Annotated in this window: 21 protein-coding genes; 8 read left to right on the top strand and 13 right to left on the bottom strand. The window is 55.9% G+C overall.

Features of this window, described 5'->3' with window-relative positions; translation table 11 throughout:
• The first annotated feature begins 7 nt into the window (after nucleotides 1-7).
• From rpe to trpC, 5 genes are all read left to right on the top strand, one after another.
• Nucleotides 8-676, top strand: coding sequence for a ribulose-phosphate 3-epimerase (gene rpe, locus R0137_RS17030; protein WP_407327603.1), 669 nt, complete (start codon nucleotides 8-10; stop codon nucleotides 674-676).
• 208 nt (nucleotides 677-884) lie between these two features.
• A complete protein-coding gene (gene trpE / locus R0137_RS17025; RefSeq protein ID WP_407327602.1) occupies nucleotides 885-2372 on the top strand; it encodes an anthranilate synthase component I in 1488 nt (495 codons plus the stop codon).
• Nucleotides 2372-2977, top strand: a complete 606-nt coding sequence (locus R0137_RS17020; protein ID WP_407327601.1) for an aminodeoxychorismate/anthranilate synthase component II — start codon at nucleotides 2372-2374, stop codon at nucleotides 2975-2977. Before trpE ends, R0137_RS17020 begins: the two co-directional genes overlap by 1 nt.
• A gap of 14 nt (nucleotides 2978-2991) precedes the next feature.
• Entirely contained in the window at nucleotides 2992-4050 is a 1059-nt protein-coding gene (gene trpD, locus R0137_RS17015) for an anthranilate phosphoribosyltransferase (protein WP_407327600.1), read from the top strand.
• On the top strand, nucleotides 4047-4850 hold the full coding sequence (gene trpC / locus R0137_RS17010) for an indole-3-glycerol phosphate synthase TrpC (protein WP_407327599.1): 804 nt from the start codon (nucleotides 4047-4049) through the stop codon (nucleotides 4848-4850). The genes trpD and trpC overlap by 4 nt, the downstream gene beginning before the upstream one ends.
• Nucleotides 4851-4925: 75 nt before the next feature.
• Here trpC and crp read toward each other — a convergent pair whose 3' ends face one another.
• Nucleotides 4926-5570 carry a cAMP-activated global transcriptional regulator CRP gene (gene crp, locus R0137_RS17005; protein WP_407327598.1) on the bottom strand — a complete coding sequence of 215 codons (645 nt, stop codon included), beginning with the start codon at nucleotides 5568-5570 and terminating at the stop codon, nucleotides 4926-4928.
• Between the two features lie 135 nt (nucleotides 5571-5705).
• Between crp and R0137_RS17000 the strand changes: the two genes are divergently transcribed.
• Nucleotides 5706-6134 carry an OsmC family protein gene (locus R0137_RS17000; protein WP_405271607.1) on the top strand — a complete coding sequence of 143 codons (429 nt, stop codon included), beginning with the start codon at nucleotides 5706-5708 and terminating at the stop codon, nucleotides 6132-6134.
• 81 nt (nucleotides 6135-6215) lie between these two features.
• Here the strand turns inward: R0137_RS17000 and coq7 are convergent, their stop codons facing one another.
• The 10 genes from coq7 to R0137_RS16950 form a co-directional block, all read right to left on the bottom strand.
• A complete protein-coding gene (gene coq7 / locus R0137_RS16995; RefSeq protein ID WP_407330041.1) occupies nucleotides 6216-6803 on the bottom strand; it encodes a 2-polyprenyl-3-methyl-6-methoxy-1,4-benzoquinone monooxygenase in 588 nt (195 codons plus the stop codon).
• 69 nt (nucleotides 6804-6872) lie between these two features.
• Nucleotides 6873-8174, bottom strand: a complete 1302-nt coding sequence (gene purD / locus R0137_RS16990; protein ID WP_407327597.1) for a phosphoribosylamine--glycine ligase — start codon at nucleotides 8172-8174, stop codon at nucleotides 6873-6875.
• A gap of 53 nt (nucleotides 8175-8227) precedes the next feature.
• Nucleotides 8228-9811, bottom strand: coding sequence for a bifunctional phosphoribosylaminoimidazolecarboxamide formyltransferase/IMP cyclohydrolase (purH, locus tag R0137_RS16985; RefSeq protein ID WP_407327596.1), 1584 nt, complete (start codon nucleotides 9809-9811; stop codon nucleotides 8228-8230).
• The gene (fis, locus tag R0137_RS16980) at nucleotides 9808-10179 is read right to left on the bottom strand and encodes a DNA-binding transcriptional regulator Fis (protein ID WP_407327595.1); all 372 of its coding nucleotides are present in this window, start codon (nucleotides 10177-10179) and stop codon (nucleotides 9808-9810) included. The genes purH and fis overlap by 4 nt, the downstream gene beginning before the upstream one ends.
• Nucleotides 10176-11159, bottom strand: coding sequence for a tRNA dihydrouridine synthase DusB (gene dusB / locus R0137_RS16975; protein WP_407327594.1), 984 nt, complete (start codon nucleotides 11157-11159; stop codon nucleotides 10176-10178). Before dusB ends, fis begins: the two co-directional genes overlap by 4 nt.
• 116 nt (nucleotides 11160-11275) lie before the next feature.
• Nucleotides 11276-12160: a 50S ribosomal protein L11 methyltransferase gene (prmA, locus tag R0137_RS16970; RefSeq protein ID WP_407327593.1), complete on the bottom strand. Its 885-nt coding sequence runs from the start codon at nucleotides 12158-12160 to the stop codon at nucleotides 11276-11278.
• 4 nt (nucleotides 12161-12164) lie between these two features.
• Nucleotides 12165-13508, bottom strand: a complete 1344-nt coding sequence (gene accC / locus R0137_RS16965) for an acetyl-CoA carboxylase biotin carboxylase subunit (protein WP_407327592.1) — start codon at nucleotides 13506-13508, stop codon at nucleotides 12165-12167.
• Between the two features lie 19 nt (nucleotides 13509-13527).
• Nucleotides 13528-14010, bottom strand: coding sequence for an acetyl-CoA carboxylase biotin carboxyl carrier protein (gene accB, locus R0137_RS16960; RefSeq protein ID WP_407327591.1), 483 nt, complete (start codon nucleotides 14008-14010; stop codon nucleotides 13528-13530).
• Nucleotides 14011-14013: 3 nt separating this feature from the next.
• On the bottom strand, nucleotides 14014-14478 hold the full coding sequence (gene aroQ, locus R0137_RS16955) for a type II 3-dehydroquinate dehydratase (protein ID WP_407327590.1): 465 nt from the start codon (nucleotides 14476-14478) through the stop codon (nucleotides 14014-14016).
• A gap of 121 nt (nucleotides 14479-14599) precedes the next feature.
• Nucleotides 14600-16468 carry a protein-disulfide reductase DsbD family protein gene (locus R0137_RS16950; protein ID WP_407327589.1) on the bottom strand — a complete coding sequence of 623 codons (1869 nt, stop codon included), beginning with the start codon at nucleotides 16466-16468 and terminating at the stop codon, nucleotides 14600-14602.
• A 160-nt stretch (nucleotides 16469-16628) separates the two neighbouring features.
• Here R0137_RS16950 and R0137_RS16945 point away from each other — a divergent pair, with 160 nt between their 5' ends.
• Nucleotides 16629-17081, top strand: coding sequence for a copper chaperone PCu(A)C (locus R0137_RS16945; RefSeq protein WP_407327588.1), 453 nt, complete (start codon nucleotides 16629-16631; stop codon nucleotides 17079-17081).
• A gap of 60 nt (nucleotides 17082-17141) precedes the next feature.
• The gene (locus R0137_RS16940) at nucleotides 17142-18230 is read left to right on the top strand and encodes a DUF2333 family protein (protein WP_407327587.1); all 1089 of its coding nucleotides are present in this window, start codon (nucleotides 17142-17144) and stop codon (nucleotides 18228-18230) included.
• 12 nt (nucleotides 18231-18242) lie between these two features.
• Here R0137_RS16940 and R0137_RS16935 read toward each other — a convergent pair whose 3' ends face one another.
• Both R0137_RS16935 and R0137_RS16930 read right to left on the bottom strand, forming a co-directional pair.
• Complete coding sequence (locus R0137_RS16935) at nucleotides 18243-18587, bottom strand: pentapeptide repeat-containing protein (protein WP_407327586.1); 345 nt, start codon at nucleotides 18585-18587, stop codon at nucleotides 18243-18245.
• A 74-nt stretch (nucleotides 18588-18661) separates the two neighbouring features.
• On the bottom strand, nucleotides 18662-19663 hold the full coding sequence (locus R0137_RS16930; protein ID WP_407327585.1) for an adenosine kinase: 1002 nt from the start codon (nucleotides 19661-19663) through the stop codon (nucleotides 18662-18664).
• Nucleotides 19664-19717: the final 54 nt, after the last annotated feature.

The following is a 19717-nucleotide window of genomic DNA, read 5'->3' as shown; positions in this document are numbered from 1 at the left end:
ATTGAACATGAGTGAATACCTGATTGCGCCTTCTATACTGTCTGCGGATTTTGCGCGACTCGGTGAAGAGGTCGATAACGTACTGGCCGCAGGCGCCGATGTGGTGCACTTCGATGTCATGGACAATCACTACGTACCCAATCTCACCATTGGCCCGATGGTTTGCAAGGCACTTCGAAAGCACGGTGTTACAGCGCCCATCGATGTGCACCTCATGGTTTCTCCTGTGGATCAACTGATAGGGGACTTTGCCGAAGCCGGGGCGAGTTACATTACCTTCCACCCTGATGCCTCCACCCACGTGGATCGGTCTCTACAAATGATTCGCGATGCGGGTTGTAAGGCTGGCCTTGTGCTTAATCCGCATGTGGGGCTGGATGATCTGACTTACGTCATGGACAAGTTGGACATGATTCTTCTTATGTCCGTTAACCCCGGGTTTGGAGGCCAGTCTTTTATACCCTCCACGCTAACCAAGCTTCGTGAGGCACGAGCACTCATAGACGCTTCAGGTTTGGACATAAGGCTTGAGGTGGATGGTGGCGTGACGCCAGCAAATATTGCAGAAATCGCAGCTGCGGGTGCAGACACCTTCGTGGCGGGATCTGCAATATTTGGTAAGCCCGATTACGCGGCGGTTATTGCCGAGATGCGCGCAAACCTGGCTGGCGTCTAGCGTCGAGGTCTTGCCAAGCGCCTCGTCGAAGCTACAATGAAGCCATGAAATCTGGAACCACATCAATTCGACTGTGCGGAGCTTTGGCTCAGGGTGCAGTTATGCGGGAGACAACACGCTGGCGATGGTGAATCCACGGGCTTTTTTCTAGCCCACACCTTTGAGCGTGATATCGCAAACCCCGTCACTCGATTTCCAGGACCACCCCATGACCAATGATGAATTTGCCGCACTGGCTACCCAGGGCTACAACCGCGTGCCCGTGCATCGGGAAGTACTTGCCGATTTTGATACCCCTCTATCCACCTATCGTAAGCTCGCCGAGGGGCCGTACTCCTATCTCTTTGAGTCCGTAGAAGGCGGTGAAAAGTGGGGGCGTTACTCGATTATTGGTCTGCCCTGCCGAGAAGTGATCAAGGTTTTTGGCCATCGCGTCGAGAGCTGGGTAGATGGAGAGTGCATAGGATCCGAAGACGTAGCTGATCCTCTCGATTTTGTGGAGGCTTACCAGCAGTGTTTTAAAAGTCCTGATCAGGATGCGTTGCCAGTTTTTCACGGTGGCTTGGTGGGCTATTTTGCCTATGACACCGTGCGCTATGTAGAACCGCGCTTAGCGGACAGCTGTCCCGAGGATCAACTGCACACGCCCGATATCTTGCTGATGCTCTCTGAAGAGGTTTTGGTATTCGATAATCTGGCCGGTACTTTGCGTGTGGTGGTTAACGTTGACCCAGCCGCTGAGGGGGCTTTTGATAAGGCCAACGAACGCCTGGACGCCTTGGTTGCATCCCTCGATACGCCCTTGGCGCCGCTGCCTCGAGTGTCTCTGGCGGGTGCCGATGGTAGTGCTCACGAGGCCAATGCACAATATAGCCTCAGTCAGGGCGAGTACGAATCTGCCGTAGACAAAGTGAAAGAGTACGTATTGGCAGGCGATGCCATGCAGGTGGTGCCTTCCCAGCGCATGACCGTGCCCTTTAGCGCTCCACCGCTAAATTTGTATCGGGCTCTGCGCAATCTTAACCCTTCACCGTATCTCTACTTTCTCGATCTCGATGAGTTTCAGGTAGTGGGATCGTCACCGGAAATACTAGTACGAGCCGAAGAGGGCAAGGTGACGGTGAGGCCCATAGCGGGAACTCGTCACCGTGGTAAAACCGAGGAAGAGGATGACGCTCTTGAAGCCGAGCTGCTCGCGGATCCCAAGGAGGTGGCCGAGCACCTTATGCTTATTGATCTGGGCCGCAACGACGTCGGACGTATCGCCCAAACCGGCACGGTAGAACTGACCGAGAACATGTTGGTAGAGCGCTATTCCCACGTGATGCACATTGTGTCCAATGTAGAGGGCCAACTTGAGGCGGGTCTCTCTTCTATGGATGCCTTGAGAGCAGCGCTCCCGGCGGGCACTCTAAGCGGTGCGCCAAAGATACGAGCCATGGAAATCATCGATGAGCTGGAGCCGGTAAAGCGCGGTATTTATGGCGGTGCGGTGGGCTATTTGTCCTGGGCAGGAGATATGGATACGGCCATCGCTATTCGTACGGCGGTGTTGAAGGACGGTGAATTGCATATTCAGGTTGGCGCTGGAGTCGTGGCGGATTCAGTTCCAAGCACCGAGTGGCAGGAGACTCTGAACAAGGCGCGGGCAATGTTGCGTGCGGTTGCGATGGTCGATGCTGGAGTGCAGAGCTAATGTTATTGATGATTGATAATTACGATTCCTTTACCTACAACGTGGTTCAGTATCTTGCTGAGCTGGGCTCGGACGTCCAGGTATTTCGCAATGACGAAATTTCTGTTGAAGAGATTGCAGCTCTTGCCCCTGAGCGTATTGTGATCTCGCCCGGTCCCTGCACGCCCAACGAGGCGGGGATCTCCATGGAAACCATTCGTGAGTTTGCGGGAAGTCTGCCTATTCTGGGCATCTGTTTAGGCCACCAGAGCCTGGGGCAGGTTTATGGCGGAGAGGTGGTGCGTGCACGGCAGGTCATGCACGGAAAGACTTCGCAGATTCATCACGATGGCAGTGGTGTGTTTGCGGGAATTCCGTCGCCGTTTGTCGCAACACGCTATCACTCCCTGGTAGTGGATCGAGACAGCTTACCGGGTGATTTCGATGTGACTGCATGGACCGTCGATGAGGCGGGTGAGGTGGATGAAATCATGGGCCTCAGGCATCGCACCACGGGTGCTGAGGGTGTGCAGTTCCATCCGGAGTCAGTCCTCAGTGAGCACGGCCATGCACTCTTGAAGAACTTCCTAGAGCAAAACGTTTCCGCGGATACGGCGAAGAGTTAGTGGAGGAGCAGGTGATGGATATTCAGCAAGCGCTGGGGCGCGTTGTCGAACAGAAAGACCTTAGCCGCGAAGAAATGGCGGCGGTGATGCGACAGATTATGTCAGGAGACGCCACGGACGCACAGATCGGCGGATTGCTGATGGGTTTACGCATGAAGGGCGAAACCATCGATGAGATTGCCGCTGCAGCTGCCGTCATGCGTGACCTCGCTACGCCTGTCGCGGTTCAGGGCGACAATCTGGTTGACCTCGTGGGGACGGGTGGTGACGGCGCCAATTTGTTTAACGTTTCCACCGCGTCGTGTTTCGTTGTGGCGGCGGCGGGTGCGCAGGTTGCTAAACATGGGAATCGTTCCGTCTCTAGTACCAGCGGTAGCTCTGATGTGCTTGAGACTCTCGGTGTGCCTCTGGATCTTGATCCAGAGCAGGTGGCGCGGGCTATCGAGGATGTAGGGCTTGGCTTCATGTTTGCACCGGCACATCACAGCGCTATGCGGTATGCCATAGGGCCGCGACGGGAGCTGGGCTTAAGAACCTTGTTTAACCTCCTCGGTCCTCTGACGAATCCCGCGCAGGTTAAGCGTCAGCTACTCGGCGTATACGACGAGGATTTGTGTGAGCCCCTGGCGCACGCGCTCAAGGCCTTGGGCAGTGAGCACGCGATGGTCGTGCATGCGCAAGATGGGCTCGATGAGATTTCCATTGCAGCGCCCACAAATGTCGCTGAGCTGCGTGACGGAGAGATTCGTTCCTACATTATTAATCCCGCAGACTTTGGTCTTGGAGCGACCGACTTGAGTGGCTTGTCCGTTGACTCTGCTCAGGGTTCGGCGGCGCTGATTCGCGCCGCACTCTCCGGGCGAGGGGGTGATAGCGATACGACGGATCCAGAAAAAGCGCGGCAGATTATTGCGATGAACGCCGGAGCGACGATTTATGTGTCAGGCATAGCCGCATCTCTGGCCGACGGCGTCGCCCTGGCGGAGGACCTCCTGTCAACAGGGCAGGCTTTCGAAAAGCTCAAGGCCTTTGTCGATTTGACGCAGATCATGCGTGAGGAAAAGAACGCATGACTTCCTCGATACCAGACGTTCTGCAAAAGATTCTCGCTCGTAAGGCAGAAGAAATCGCGGATCGAAAGACCAATGCCACGCTCTCAGACATCGAAGCTATGCTTGCCACACAGACTCCAGCGCGAGGTTTCACCGCGGCCATGCAGCGGCGCGCCCAGAGTGCAGCCCCCGCAGTAATCGCCGAGGTGAAAAAGGCGTCACCCAGCAAGGGGGTTATTCGAGCGAATTTTGAACCGGAGTTGATTGCAGCTCAGTATGAGAGTGGTGGCGCAACTTGCCTTTCGGTACTTACCGATGTGGATTTCTTTCAGGGCAGTGACGCCTACTTGAGGGCGGCTCGCGCTGCTTGTGATCTACCGGTACTGCGCAAAGACTTTACGATTGATGCCTACCAAATCGCGGAGGCGCGAAGTCTGGGGGCTGACGCAGTCTTGCTCATCGTCGCGGCGCTGGCACCAACTCAACTTCGTGATTTGGCCGCTTCGGCGACGCACTATGGTTTAGATGTTCTGGTAGAGGTGCATGACCGCGCCGAGCTCGAGGTAGCTCTCGAGCTGGATACACCGCTTTTAGGTATCAACAATCGCGACTTGCGTAATTTTGAGACGAGTTTGAATACTACCCTTGATCTCTTATCAGATATTCCCGCAGATAAGCTCGTGGTGACAGAAAGTGCCATCCATTCGCGAGCGGACGTTGTGAAAATGCGCGCTGCCGGCGTGCCGGGATTTCTGGTGGGTGAAGCCTTTATGCGTGCCGAAGATCCGGGAAAGGCACTGCAGGAATTGTTCGCAGACTAGAGCCTTAGATTGCGGACTTGTCGTCCGCTATGGTTTAGTTGAGCTCGTCCTGAGAGGCGTTAGACGCTGTGGAAATCAGTGACTGGCGTAGACCACGATGGTCTTTCCGGCGACCGACACAAGACCTTCTTGTTCCAGAGTTTTGAGAACGCGTCCCGCCATTTCTCTTGAACAGCCAGCAATCTTACCCAATTCCTGTCGGGTGATTTTTATTTGCATGCCCTCAGGATGAGTCATGGCATCGGGCTGCTTAGATAGATCTATGAGCGTGTGAGCAATACGGCCAGACACATCGACAAAGGCCAGGTTCTTCAACTTGAAGGTGGTTTTTCTCAGACGATTAGACATCTGGGAGGCGATACCAAACAGAATATCGGGGAACTGGGTTTTGATTTTGATAAATCGCTCGTAGGAAATCTCAGCGATTTTACTAGCTTCCCGGGTGATGACTTCCGCGCTGCTGGTTTCGTCGTCTTCTCCGAACAAACCCATCTCGCCAAAGAAGTCACCGAGATTCAAATAGCTGACCACCATCTTGTGATCTTCGTCTTGCTCGTCTTCGACCATGACCGACACAGACCCATCGAGGATCAGATAGAGCTTGTCGCTTTGCTCCCCCTCTCGAAGAATCGTCTTACCTTTTGCGTAATCCCGCGTCTCACAAAATCGCAGAAAATCTTCGACATTGGGAATGGCTTGCAGCAGCTGCGGACGAAGCATGGGTGTGCCCCTCAGGTTTAGGTGCGCAGAGTGTACATCGTGACGCGCGCAAGGAAAATCCCGCAAATCCCCCGCTGTGGGTTGCCTGTGCTACATTCGCGACCCGTTTTTTTTGAAGGTACAGGAGTTACCGTCGTGCAGACCACAGTGAAATGGATGGATGGGGCGATGTTTGTTGGGGAGTCTGGTTCCGGGCACTCTGTCGTCATGGATGGCCCCGAAGACCTTGGGGGTCGAAATCTTGGGCCGCGTCCTATGGAGATGCTCTTACTGGGCACGGGTGGCTGCGCTATGTACGACGTGATGAGCATGCTCAACAAGTCTCGTCAGCCAGTGCAGGATTGTCGAGTGGAGATTCAGGCGGAGCGTGCCGATGCAGTCCCAGCGGTGTTCACCAGTCTAAACATGCACTTTGTTGTGAGCGGCGCCGGCCTAAAGGATAGTCACGTGAAACGAGCTGTGGAGCTGTCTGCAGAAAAGTACTGCTCCGCGTCAATTATGTTGGGAGCAGCCGGCGTTGAAATTACCCACAGTTACGAGGTAGTCGACAGCAACGCCGCCTGAGGCAAAGATGCTGCAGCGCAGAGCCTGCGCCTGAAGGTAGTCAAAACGTAGTTAAAGGTACTTATACGTACGTGTACGTACTTATACGTAGTAGCTGCTGCGCGTCATCACCTGAGATAAGGCGGTCATCGCATTCTTCACGGGTCGAGGGAAGTCCTGACCACCGGCGGCCAGTGCGTTTTCCCCATGACGTTCTTCGTCCTCCAGCATTTGCTGCAGTATTAAGCGAGATCGCCGATCGTCTTCTGGTAGTTGCCGTAAATGGTCTTTGAGATGAGCGCAGACGCGCTCTTCTGTGGCAGCGACAAACCCAAGGCTCACAGCGTCTCCTACAGCCCCGGCGAGTGCACCAATGGCAAAGGACAAGCCATACCACGCGGGGTTGAGAACGCTGGGACGACTGTTGAGTTGCCGCAGTCGCTCTTCGCACCACACAAGGTGGTCGACTTCTTCGGCGGCGGCTTCACGCATTTCATCGCGTACCGTGGGCAGCTTTGCGGTGAGAGCCTGCCCTTGATAGAGCGCCTGCGCGCACACCTCTCCGGTGTGATTCACTCGCATGAGTGCTGCCACGTGTTTCTGGCTGGCTTCGTCGAGATCTGATTCACTATGGCCGCGCGCAGGTGAAGGTCTCCCCGCGGTGTTGCCGCGGCTACTGAGCGTGCGCATCACCGTGTCAGCTTCGCTGATGAGCTTGTCCAGGGGTGTCAGGCGTCGGGTCACAATTTGCTTGCCAATTTATGCATCGGTCTCATGATAGCGCTCGATGGCGCGCCAACCAATATCCCTACGAAGGGTCATACCTTCCCAGTTGATCGTTTCTACAGCGCGATAACATCTGTCACGAGCGTCGGCGATGTTATCGCCAAGCGCGGTAACGCATAGAACTCGGCCACCGCTGGTTCGTATCTCGCCGGTTGCCTCATCCAAAGCCGTACCTGCATGAAACACTTTACAGTCCGCCTCTTGTTCGCTGCCGAGCCCGGAAATTGGGAGGCCTTTTGCATAACTACCAGGATAGCCCCCTGCAGCCAGGACCACGCCCATCGAGGGACGGATATCCCAGCGAGCCTCTTCCTGATCCAGCTTTCCATCGATAGCTGCATCACAAAGGCTGTCCAAATCACTGCGCAGGCGCAGCATGATGGGCTGCGTTTCCGGATCACCAAAGCGGCAGTTGAACTCAATGACCTTTGGTGCACCGTCTTCTGTGATCATCAATCCGGCGTATAGGAACCCCACGTAGCGATTTCCTTCAGCCGCCATACCTCGCACCGTGGGCATAATGACCTCGTCCATCACTCGTTGATGAACAGCTTCGCTCACCACTGGGGCTGGAGAGTAGGCACCCATGCCCCCAGTGTTTAGCCCGGTATCACCTTCGCCGATGCGCTTGTGATCCTGGCTACTCGCCATGGGTAAGACCGTTTCGCCATCGCTAATCACGATAAAGCTGGCTTCTTCGCCCGCCAAAAACTCTTCGACCACCACGCGACAGCCGGCGTCACCAAAGGCGTTACCGGAAAGCATATCGGTTACCGCCGCCTCAGCCTGTTCCAGCGTTTCCGCTACGATGACCCCCTTCCCTGCAGCCAGACCATCTGCTTTTACAACGATTGGCGCGCCTTGGGCTCGGAGATAGTCAAGGGCAGGCTCGAGTTCCGTGAAAGTGGCGTAAGCCGCAGTGGGTATCTGGTGTCGCGCTAAAAAGTCTTTGCTGAAGGCCTTTGAGCCCTCCAGCTGCGCGGCACCGGCGCTAGGACCAAAGCAGCGCAGGCCCTGCTCTTCAAAGAAGTCCACAACGCCTGCAACCAAAGGAACCTCAGGGCCAACAACGGTAAGTTCGACCTGCTGTTCTTTGGCGAACAGGCTCAGCGCTGAAAAATCTGCAAGGTCAATGCTAACGTTCATCGCTTTGGGCTCAACAGCGGTGCCGGCATTGCCCGGTACAACAAAAACCTGATCGATATTCGCGGACTGTGCCAGCTTCCAGGCAAGAGCGTGTTCCCTGCCTCCGCTCCCCAAAACCATGACGTTCATTGCGCGTGTACTCTCGTTAGGTGCATGTTTATCTGCGGTGCTAAATGCTGCGATTAATGGCGGAAATGTCTGACACCCGTGAACACCATAGCCATGTCATGCTCGTCTGCGGCCGCGATGACCTCTTCGTCTCGCATAGAGCCCCCGGGCTGTATGACAGCGCTGATGCCTGCCGCGGCAGCGTTATCGATACCATCGCGAAAAGGAAAGAACGCATCCGAAGCCATCACAGACCCGGGTACTTTGAGTCCAGCATGTTCCGCCTTGATCACAGCAATGCGCGCAGAGTTAACGCGGCTCATCTGGCCCGCTCCCACCCCGACAGTTTGCTCGTCACTGGCGTAAACGATGGCATTGGACTTCACGTACTTGGCGACCTTCCACGCGAACAACAAATCCCGCGCTTGCTCTTCCGTAGGCAGTCGCTTGCTCACGACTCTGAGGTCATCGGGATTGATAACCACCTCATCCCGATCTTGTACTAACAGGCCGCCAGCTACCCGCTTGTAGTCCATGCCAGCAACCGTATCTAGCAGTGAGCCGGTGGTGAGTACGCGGACGTTCTTTTTTTCGGCCAGAACTTTGCCAGCGGCGTCGCTGATAGACGGCGCGATGATGACCTCGACGAACTGACGCTCGATGATCAGTGCAGCGGTTGTTCGATCAACTTCGCGATTAAAGGCGATGATCCCACCGAAGGCGGACTCGGGGTCAGTTGCGTAGGCTCGCTCGTAGGCGCTCAGGGTGTTCTCACCAGTCGCTACGCCACAGGGATTAGCGTGTTTAACGATGACGCAGGCGGGCTCCGCAAATTGTCTCACGCAGTCCAGAGCTGCATCGGTGTCGGCAATATTGTTGTAGGACAATGCTTTGCCCTGAATCTGTGTCGCCGTCGCAAGGGACGGCCCTGTGATATTCCGCTCTCTGTAAAAAGCCGCGCCCTGATGGGGGTTCTCGCCGTAGCGCAGGTCCTGAACTTTGTGAAACTGTAGGTTCAGCGTTCTGCCGTGGGTCTCGGATTCGTCGTCAAGACGCGTCCCGAGATAATTGGCTATGGCTCCATCGTAGGCGGCTGTGTGCTCAAAGGCGCTAACTGCGAGATCACGACGCAGGGAAGCAGGCACGCAGCCAGCGTTGTCGCGCATGGCTACGAGCACCCGAGAGTAATCTTCAGCGCGAGTGACACAGCTGACCCAGGCGTGGTTCTTTGCTGCCGCGCGGAGCATGCCGGGCCCGCCGATATCTATATTCTCAATCGCGTTTTCAAGAGTGCAGTCGGGGTCCGCAACCGTGGCTTCAAAGGGATAGAGGTTAACGATGACCATATCGATAGCATCTATGCCGTGCTCAGCCATTGCGTCGTCGTCTTCGCCTCGGCGACCCAGAATGCCGCCGTGTATTTTGGGATGAAGGGTCTTTACTCGTCCGTCCATCATTTCAGGAAAGCCCGTGTGCTCCGCGACCTCGGTCACCGTAAGACCCGCTTCGCTGAGCATACGATAGGTGCCGCCGGTGGACAGCAAAGCGACGTCCATACCGGCTAGGGCGCTCGCGAATTCCACAATGCCTGTTTTGTCCGAGACGCTGATCAGGGCCCGGCGTACCGGGTAGTTGTTGCTGTTGCTGGCAGAGCTCACAGTGCGGGTCCTCGATTATCGATGGCGTATTGTTTGAGTTTCTTGCGGAGTGTTCCCCGGTTAAGCCCCAGCATTGTTGAAGCGCGGCTTTGATTCTGTCGGGTGTATTCCATGACGGCTTTCAGCAGGGGCGCCTCGACTTCAGACAACACCAGGTCGTAGAAGTCTGAGCTCATTTCGCCGTCCATCTCATCGAGGTAGCGGCGCACAAAGAGGTCTACCGCCTCTCTGAGAGAAGCGACGGTCGCTGCCTCGCTGGTTTGTGTGAGCTCGAATAGAGCACCTTTTACGGAGGCATTTTTTTCCACGGTACTGTCTACTGCGGTTTGTTCTACTGTGCTTTCAGCCAGAGCTTCGGCCTTACTCATGCAGCGCGATCCTGTCGGTCTAAATGGTTAAAGAGTGTGTCGAGGAAGCGCAGCTGGTCAGCGGCGTCATCGAGTCGGTTAAAAATGCGTTTTTCGTCGTGATACGCAGGATGTCCGTCGAGGTACCAGCCGATATGTTTACGCGCAATTCGAGACCCTGCGAACTCTCCGTAGAACTCGTGCAGCTCGAGCAGATGCTCACGCATAACAGAATATTGTGTGCCTAAATCGGGAGCGGGAGTGGGGCGTCCGTCGATGGCGTTGGCGATCATACCCGGTAGCCAAGGCGCACCCTGAGCCGCGCGTCCCACCATGACACCGGCCGCGCCAGTGTGTGTAAGGACGGCTTGAGCGTCCCTTGCGCTGCAGATATCACCGTTCGCCAGCACCGGAATATCGACACTTTCGACGATCAGCGCCGTCGTGTCATGTTCTATCTCCCCTTGAAAAGCGCAAGCGCGGGTGCGTCCGTGGACTGCCAATAGCGCTATCCCAGCGTCCTCTGCGATACGGGCGATAGTGGGGCCGTTTCTATGCTCGGGATCTGTGCCGGTGCGGATTTTTAGAGTTACAGGGACATCGACGGCGGCAACCACCGCAGTGAGAATCTCTTCTACCAGCGGCTCATCGGCGAGGAGTGCTGACCCCGCCGCCTTCCGGCAGACTTTCTTTGCCGGGCAACCCATATTGATGTCGATGATCTGTGCGCCGCAGCTCACGTTGTAGTGAGCAGCTTCTGCCATGAGTAAAGGATCGTTACCGACGATCTGCACTGAACGAGGATTAATCTCAAGATCATGGCTGCGACGCTGTTGGCTTTTTCTAGATTCCCGCAGACGCGGGTCACTGTGGACCATTTCGCCCACGAGTAGCCCCGCTCCAAAGCGCGCGCACAAACGTCTAAAGGGAAGATCAGTAACCCCTGCCATGGGCGCAAGAGCCACGGCATTGACGGTTTGGTAGGGGCCGATAGTGAGCATGGAGGCGTTAAGTGCGAGTCCGTTTTGGGGCTGGTTCGAAGGACGCGCAATCTTACGTGAGCGAAGCGCAGCAAAAAAGGCTTTAGGGCTAAAAACTGCTCATTTTTTAACCAAAACTAGGTGAGCTCTCCTCCAAGACACACCCACTCTGACTGTTGGTGTAAAACAGACAATTGAAGTCTGGACGCATAGTGTTTGATGAGCGCATCAGCCTGCGTGTCGAGCAGTCCCGCCAACACCAATTGTCCTCCCGGAGCCAAAAAATCACAGAGCTCGTCGGATAAATCCGCTAAGGGCCCCGCCAGAATATTCGCTAGCACTAGGTCTGTGGAAGCTTGCCAATCATCAGACGCAAAGTTACCGGGAAGTGCGATTTCAAGCTGGTCAGGATTGACGCCGTTGCGATTAGCATTGTCGGCGGTAGCAACGAGAGCCTGCGGATCGTTATCCACGGCGAGTAACTCTGCCGCGCCCAGACGCAGGGTTGCAATGCCCAAAATTCCAGAGCCACAACCAAAATCCACCACTCGTTTGCCTTCAAGAGACATACCGTCCAGTGCGGTAAGACACATTGCGGTGGTGGGGTGGGTGCCGGTACCGAAGGCCAAACCTGGATCCAGGAGCAGGTTGATCGCGTCCGGCTCTGGAGGTTCCTTCCAGCTCGGGCAAATCCACACTCTCTCTCCAAAACGCATAGGCTCGTAGTGCTGCATCCATTCCCGCTCCCAATCCTTGTCTTCAAGGATTTCTACGCGGGCGGTAGACGCATCGTCGAGGTCAGAAAGCGTTGCAAGAACCGCATCCATATCGGCGTCGGCCATAAAAAGGCCGGTAATTCGAATAGCCTGCCAAAGGGGGGTCGCACCCACAGCTGGCTCTAGCAGTGGCTCGTCTTCTCGGTCTTCAAGGGTGACAGACAGGGCGCCGGCGGCGAGGAGGGCTTCCTCCAGCGCCGCTGCGTTTGCTTTGCCGCAGTCCATCCGCAGCTGCAGCCAGCTCATGGCTTTAGCCGTCTTCGAGCTTGCTTTCGAGGTAGTGGATGCTGACACCGCCCGTCATAAACGATGCGTCGCGCACCAGTTCACGGTGGAGCTGGGTATTGGTGCTGATGCCTTCTATGACGAGCTCATCCAATGCCTGACGCATACGTGCCATAGCCTGATCGCGGTCTTCGCCGTAGCTGATCACTTTAGCAATGAGCGAATCGTAGAAGGGTGGCACGGTGTAGCCGTCATAGATGTGCGAGTCGACGCGAACTCCGGGCCCGCCCGGTGCGTGGAAGGTCGTAATACGTCCCGGCGAGGGCATAAAAGTCTGTGGATCTTCAGCGTTGATACGACACTCAAGTGCATGTCCCGTGAACGTTATCTGATCCTGCGAAACCGATAAGGGGAGGTCGCCAGCAATACGTAGCTGTTCCCGAACGATATCTACGCCCGTGATTAGTTCACTGACGGGGTGCTCTACCTGAACTCGCGTGTTCATCTCGATGAAATAGAAACCACCGTCTTCGTAAAGAAACTCGAAGGTACCAGCACCGCGATAGCCAATTTCGTTACAGGCCTTTACACAGGCTGCGGCGCACTCTTCCCGAGCTACGGGATCAATCTCCGGTGCTGGGGCTTCTTCAATGACTTTTTGATGACGACGTTGGAGGGAGCAGTCTCGGTCGCCCAGGTGGATGGTGTTTCCTTTACCGTCCGAAATAACCTGTATTTCGACGTGCCGGGGGCGCTGGAGATACTTCTCCATGTACACCACATCAGAGCCAAAAGCGGCAGCGGCTTCACTTTTTGTAATTTGCACGGAGTTAACTAGCGCGGCCTCGTTGTGCACGACGCGCATACCTCGACCACCACCGCCTGCGGCAGCTTTGATGATCACCGGATAACCTACTTGCCGCCCGATCTCGATCATTTCATCGGGGTCGTCCGGTAACGGACCGTCGGAGCCAGGAACTGTCGGCACATTGGCAGCTTTCATGGCATCTTTCGCCGATACCTTGTCACCCATGAGTCGAATGGTTTCTGATCGCGGACCAATGAAAATAAACCCTGATTGCTCCACCTGCTCGGCAAAATCAGCATTCTCGGCAAGAAAGCCATAACCCGGGTGAATCGCGTCCGCGTTGCTTACTTCTGCCGCGGAGATGATGGCCGGCGCGTGGAGGTAGCTTTGCGCCGCTCCTGCAGGGCCAATGCAGATAGCCTCGTCAGCGAGACGGACGTGCATGAGGTCGGCATCAGCTTTTGAATAGACAGCGACCGTTTGTATCCCCATGGCCTTACAGGCGCGCAGGATCCGCAGCGCAATTTCGCCGCGGTTAGCGATAAGCACTTTTTCCAGCATGTTGTCGGTACCCGCCTGTTTAAACGATAGAGAACAGTGGTTGGTCAAACTCCACCGGTTCGCCGCTATTGGCCAGCACGGCTTCGATAGTGCCGGAAACTTCGGCTTCGATCTGATTCATCATCTTCATGGCTTCGACAATGCAGAGTACGTCACCGGCTTGCACAGTTTTGCCTACCTCAACAAATGCTGGCGAAGAGGGTGAGGGTGAGCGATAGAAGGTACCGACCATCGGTGATTTTACGACCGTGCCATTAGTAGCGGGGGCGCTGTCGCTCGCCTCCGCAGGTGCCGCAGCAGGAGCGGCGGCTGGTTGTGGCGCGACCGGTGCCGCAGCGGCAACAGGTGCAGGAGGTGGGTAGCTATAGTTTGGCGCGGGAGCCGGAGCACCGCTAACACCGCGACTGATGCGCACGGATTCTTCGCCTTCCTTAATTTCGATTTCGCCAATGCCGGATTCCTCCAGCAGTTCGATCAGCTTTTTAACTTTACGAATATCCATGAGTCAGTCTCTGGCAGATTGGGGGGGAGTTGTACTGAGGTGTTGCAAAGCGAATTGGAGGGCTGCGTCGTAACCAAGCGCCCCCAAGCCGCAGATCACGCCCTTGGCGAGATCGGAAAAATAGGAATTGTGCCGAAATGGCTCGCGAGCATGCACGTTAGAAAGATGTACTTCGACAAACGGCAGCCGTGTCGCGGCAAGAGCGTCCCGCAAAGCAATGCTGGTGTGCGTAAAAGCCGCGGGATTGATAATGATGAACTCTGTGCCCTCGCCACGCGCCGTATGAACAGCTTCGATCAACTCAACTTCAGCATTGCTCTGAAAGCAGGCGATGGAGCACGAGGCGTCGTCGGCATGCGCGTGAAGCCGTTCATTGATGCTCTGGAGGGTGTCGACCCCATAAACAGCGGGCTCGCGTTCACCCAGCATATTCAGGTTTGGGCCGTGAAGGACTAAAACTCGGGCCATGAGGCGCTCAGACGGTGTGATTTGGGCGGAGTGTTGCCTAAATCAGTGCGTTTGTCCAGATAACAGGCGCTTTTGTCGACGTTACATGCCTTTTTGCCGAAATTAGCGGCCTAATTGTATCTCAGGGGGCGTCACTAGACGCCACGGCCATGCTGCTCACGCTGTCCAGTGCTGTTAGAACGGTCTGCGTTCGCAGCAGCTGAGGTAAAACCTGTGGTGTGGCCGCCCCGTTATAGAGCACATACAGAGGGATGCCGCTTCGGTCATGGCTGGCGACGAACTCTGCAATGACCGGGTCGTAGTCGGTCCAGTCGGCGATCATGTAGGTCACCCCCGTCTCGCGAAATGCACGCTGAACTGTAGACGTCAGTAGCACTGCACGTTCATTGGCAAGGCAGGTAATACACCAGTCAGCGGTGACATCGACAAACACAGGCTTGCCGTCGGCAATCAGCTCGCGCAAAGCTGCAGGGCTGTAGGCCACGGTGCCCTCGGGTAGCGCAGAGCTCTCGTTGAGGTGCGCTGGTCGCCAGCCCGCAAAGACTGCGGCTAGAGCAACACAGGCAATGGCGACGCCTTTCGCAAATAGCGCACCACGCCATAGCCAGAGTCCCAGGGCAATAAGCAAAGCGCCCAGAAGTGTTGCGGCCATGACGTCAACGCTGGTCTGCCGCCCCACAACCCAGAACAACCACAATGCCGTGGCATAAAGAGGAAACGCCAGAGCCTGCTTTAAGCGCTCCATCCACGGTCCTGGTTTGGGCATCAAGCGTCGAGCCGTGTCGCTGTAGGATAGAAGCAGCATCGGTGCGGCCATACCTGCCCCCAAGGCAGTAAAGACGCTGAGGCCTTGAAGTGGGGGTTGCACCAGAGCGTAGCCTAGAGCTGTTCCCATAAACGGCGCGGTGCAGGGGCTCGCCACCACGACGGCAAGGACACCGGTAAAGAAGCTGCCGGTCGCTCCTCCCCGTCCCGCCAGATCGCTGCCAAGATTCATGAATCCGCTGCCCATTTCTATGAGGCCGCTAAGAGCAAGTCCCATGACCACGAACAGGTAGGCGAGGGCTATGACAAAACCTGGCGACTGTAGTTGGAAGCCCCAGCCAATGGCCTGTCCGGCGCCCCGCAAGCCAAGGAGAATGCCCGCCACCAGCAAAAAGCTCAGCACGACGCCGGCGCTGTAGAGCCATCCGTGATGTTTTCGCTGCTCCGCGGGTGCCGATGCAAATCCCAATACTTTGAGCGAAAGAATAGGCAGCACACAGGGCATCAGGTTTAGGATGATGCCGCCTGCAAAGGCCAGCAACATCATGAACAAAAGACCTTGGCTTCCTGCAGGCATGCTCGCCGCTGGTGGGCTCGCAGCCGAAGTGCCCATCGCTGTTCTTGATGCTGCAGCGCTCACTTCCTGTACTGAGCCGTTATGACCGATCGTGAAATACTGTGTCCTTGGCGGATAACAAAGGCCTGCGTCGGCGCAGCCTTGGGAAGTGACGCGAAGCTGTCCACCGGCAAGGTGACTTGTGGAGCTCAGCTCCATATCCACACTGTCGTAGTACACCTTCACAAGCCCAAAAAACTCGTCTTCACGCTCGATTGCCAGAGGGAAGTCAGGGTTTATCTCTGTGGATACGCCTTCGGTAGTGATTTCGAAGCTGAAGGCATGCTGATAAAGGTAGTAGCCAGGAGGCATCTGCCATACCAGGCGCAATGAATCGTTCTCGATGGTTTCTACCGCGAGGGGGTAGGCCTCTTCCACAGGTAAAAACTCTGGTTGTGCGAACTGAGTATCCAGGGAGTTGCCAGGGTTTGATTCAAGAGCAGATTCCAGAGTGCTGCTCTGCGCATTGTCCGAAAGCGAATTTGACTGTGCGAACGCGGCGCTTGTCGTAACGGCGATAAGGAAGCTCGCTGCAAAAAACACGCTGGTCGCCAGCGGCTGCCGCCAGGACGATGTTGCTGCATTGTGTGTGGTGAAAGCCTGAAACATGAACAAACCCTTGTCGCTTGTTATCTATTGTACCGTGCTCGTGAGCTATGAACGCAGCGACTATTTATTCTGCGCCGGATCGCATGTTGTTAAACTATGCGTTTCTCGCAATGACACCGAGCAACGGTGAGTGTTTACTCCCTAGAGGACGGTTTGGTTCATGATTGATGTCAGAGTTCCGCTGATTGTGTTTTTTTCCGCTTTTAGCGCCAGTATTGCGGCAGAAAAGCTGCAAATATCCAACGCTTGGGTCCGCGCAATGCCGCCGGGTCAGAAAATGACCGCTGCGTATTTCGAGGTACATAATCCCTCTGCATCTGCTGTATCGATTCAGGGCGTAAGCTCCAGCGTAGGCATGGCAAGTTTGCATGAGACCCGCCTTGAGGGCGGACGCTCGACCATGCAGCCAGTCAATACGCTGACCATTGAAGCCGAGGGTGTCATTGCGTTAGAACCGGGTGGTTTACACATTATGTTGATGGGGATGCAAAGCACTCCCGCTGAGGGCGATACTGTGCCTGTCTGCTTGCAGACGACTGAGGGTGAGAGCTGCACGGATGCGCAGGTACGTCGAGCGGCGCCTGAGGCGAAAAGTAAGCATGATGATCATTAAGATGATGATCGGCCGCGCTATCAAGAAACTAGAGCTAGACGAACAAATTGAGCGATTGCGATGACTGAAGATACCCCGGCAAGCTCCGATACCCCTAAGCCGAGCATGGGTAGACGCCTGCGGAACTTTGCCGACGACTACCTTCCTCAAGGGCGGTGGTTATCTATTCTCACCGCGGGGTTTGTTGTCTACGCAGTTGTGGTTCTTGTTCTGGGTATGTACTGGAGTATCACTCCGTCGGCGTTTGACGTGGTGGAGCGGGCTCGTGGTTACAGCAGCAGCGCCAACGCGGCACAGAGCGCTGCCCCACCTGTGACGGGGGCAGTGACTACTTCAGCGCTACTCGGTGTTGTGGACACTATGCTCTCAAAACCCGGGGGCTATTTGCGGAATGACCGTTTTCCTCCCGGCGTCTATCTGGACAATATCCCCAACTGGGAGTACGGCGTGTTGATTCAGTCCCGTGATCTGGTGCGGGCAATGCGGGAGTTTTTTTCCCGTTCGCAGTCGCAGTCGAAAGAAGACGCTGATCTCTCCCTTGCAGAACCGTTGCTGAACTTTCAGTCAGACAGCTGGCTCTTGCCGGCTTCAGAAAGCGAGTACCGTAAGGCTATGCGTTCGACTGAGTCCTATCTTCAGCGTTTGATGGATCCTAATGCGCAGGACGCCCAATTCTACGCTCGAGCGGACAATCTAAGAGAATGGTTGGCGATGGTTAACACGCGCTTGGGAAGTTTGTCGCAGCGACTTTCTGCGAGCGTCTCGGAGCGTCGCGTCAACACAGACCTGGCTGGGGATGGCAATGCCAGCCAGTCCACGGCGGCCCCCAATGAGCTAGAAGTACGTACTCCATGGAACGAGATCGATGATGTTTTTTATGAGTCGCGTGGTGCGGCCTGGGCTCTGATTCATTTTCTGCGGGCAGTGGAAGTAGACTTTGCCGACATTCTCGAAGACAAGAACGCTCAGGTTAGCTTGCGGCAGATCGTTCGGGAGCTAGAGGGTACTCAGGGCGTTGTCTGGAGCCCCATGATTCTCAATGGCTCTGGCTTCGGCCCCCTTGCTAATCACTCTTTGGTAATGGCGTCCTACATCAGCCGAGCAAATGCCGCGATCATTGATCTTCGAGACTTACTCTCTCGGGGATAAGACTCTGCCGCTCTAGTCCTTTCGGTAGCGGAGACGCGTTCCTGTATCGAGGGAAAGTCTGATCTCTTCTGCGCTGAGTTCTTCGGGGAAGTAAACCCCCGATAGCTTGGCGTCCAAAAAGCTGGCGCCCTGAAGGTTGGTAGACCGGAAGTCGATGCCCGACAAGTCGGCGTTACGAAAGTACGAGTTACTGAAATCCAGGTCCTTCGCATTCATGTTGCGAAGATCCCTGCCACGATAATCGCCATTACGCAGATTACTGCAGTCTAGAGCATCGCGCTGCTCGTTGAATGCCTTGACGTCTTCCTGCCGCAATAGCTGATAAAGCGGATCGGTTTTAATATGCGGCTTGTCCATGATGACTATGCTTCCTGGTCGTGTTCCTGTGATCGCAGCGGGGGTTTCTCGCGCTGAACGTGGATAGTCCTAGCTCAACGCTTGCCGAAAAAGCTGTCCCGTAGTGTCCCATACTGTTCCGGCGCAAGGCGAGGGCCCCATTGCGATACTACGGTCCCTGCAGCAAAGCCCGCAAATCGGCCCGCGGTGGGGTAGTCCTCTCCCTCGGTAAGTGCGAACAAAAAGGCGCCCGCGAACATGTCTCCGGCACCATTGCTGTCTACCGCATCCACCGAGTGAACGGGTATCTCGTGGAGCTCCTCGCCGTCATAGCAAACTGCGCCCTCACCACCTCGGGTGATCACAAAGCGCTTCGCGGTGTCTTTCATCGCTTCCACGGCGTCGGCGAGATCGGACATGCCGGTCCAGCTTATGGCCTCAGCTTCGTTTGCAAAGGCGAGGTCGACGCCTGGGCCAACCATCTTGCGAAACTGCTCTGGAAAGAACTCGACCATGCCCGGGTCTGAAAAACTCAGAGCCACGGGTACGCCTGCGTCTTGGGCGATCTCCCTCGCTCGGATTGCCGCGGCAAGACCCGTCTCAGAGCTCACCTGATAGCCTTCAAGATAAACATACTCAGAATCTGCGATAGCCTCGGAATTTAGTTGCTCGATGCTTAGTCCCTCAGATGCTCCAAGGAAAGTATTCATGCTGCGCTCCGCATCTGGTGTCACCAGCACCAGGCACTTGCCCGTGGGGTCATCAGTTCGTGCAGGTGGTGGAAAGCTCACGCCGGCATCTTGCAGGTCCGAGAGATAGATCCGTCCGTCTGCATCGTCTGCGACCCGACAGGTCATAAAGCACTCACCGCCAAATAGCGCCGTCGCAATGACGGTGTTGCCTGCGCTACCGCCGCTGGCGTGCCGCGCCTCGACCAGGTGCCCATCAAGCGCCCGTAAGAGCTCTCCGCGACGGTTGCCGTCAACGAGTGTCATGAGTCCCTTTTCTACGCCTAGCTCGGCCAGGAAGGCATCGTCCACGCGTATCTCGGTATCCACGAGTGCTGCGCCGAGCCCGTAAACCTTGAACTGCTTCATGTTATTACCTGTGTGTTTTTTTAATGCGCGGCATTATGCGCATGTTGTCCGGTG

Origin of the sequence: Congregibacter brevis, assembly GCF_045689245.1 — a bacterium.
GTDB classification, from domain to species: domain Bacteria; phylum Pseudomonadota; class Gammaproteobacteria; order Pseudomonadales; family Halieaceae; genus Congregibacter; species Congregibacter brevis.
The sequence above is the reverse complement of the archived record's forward strand: the minus strand, read 5'-3'. Positions and strand labels throughout refer to the sequence as shown.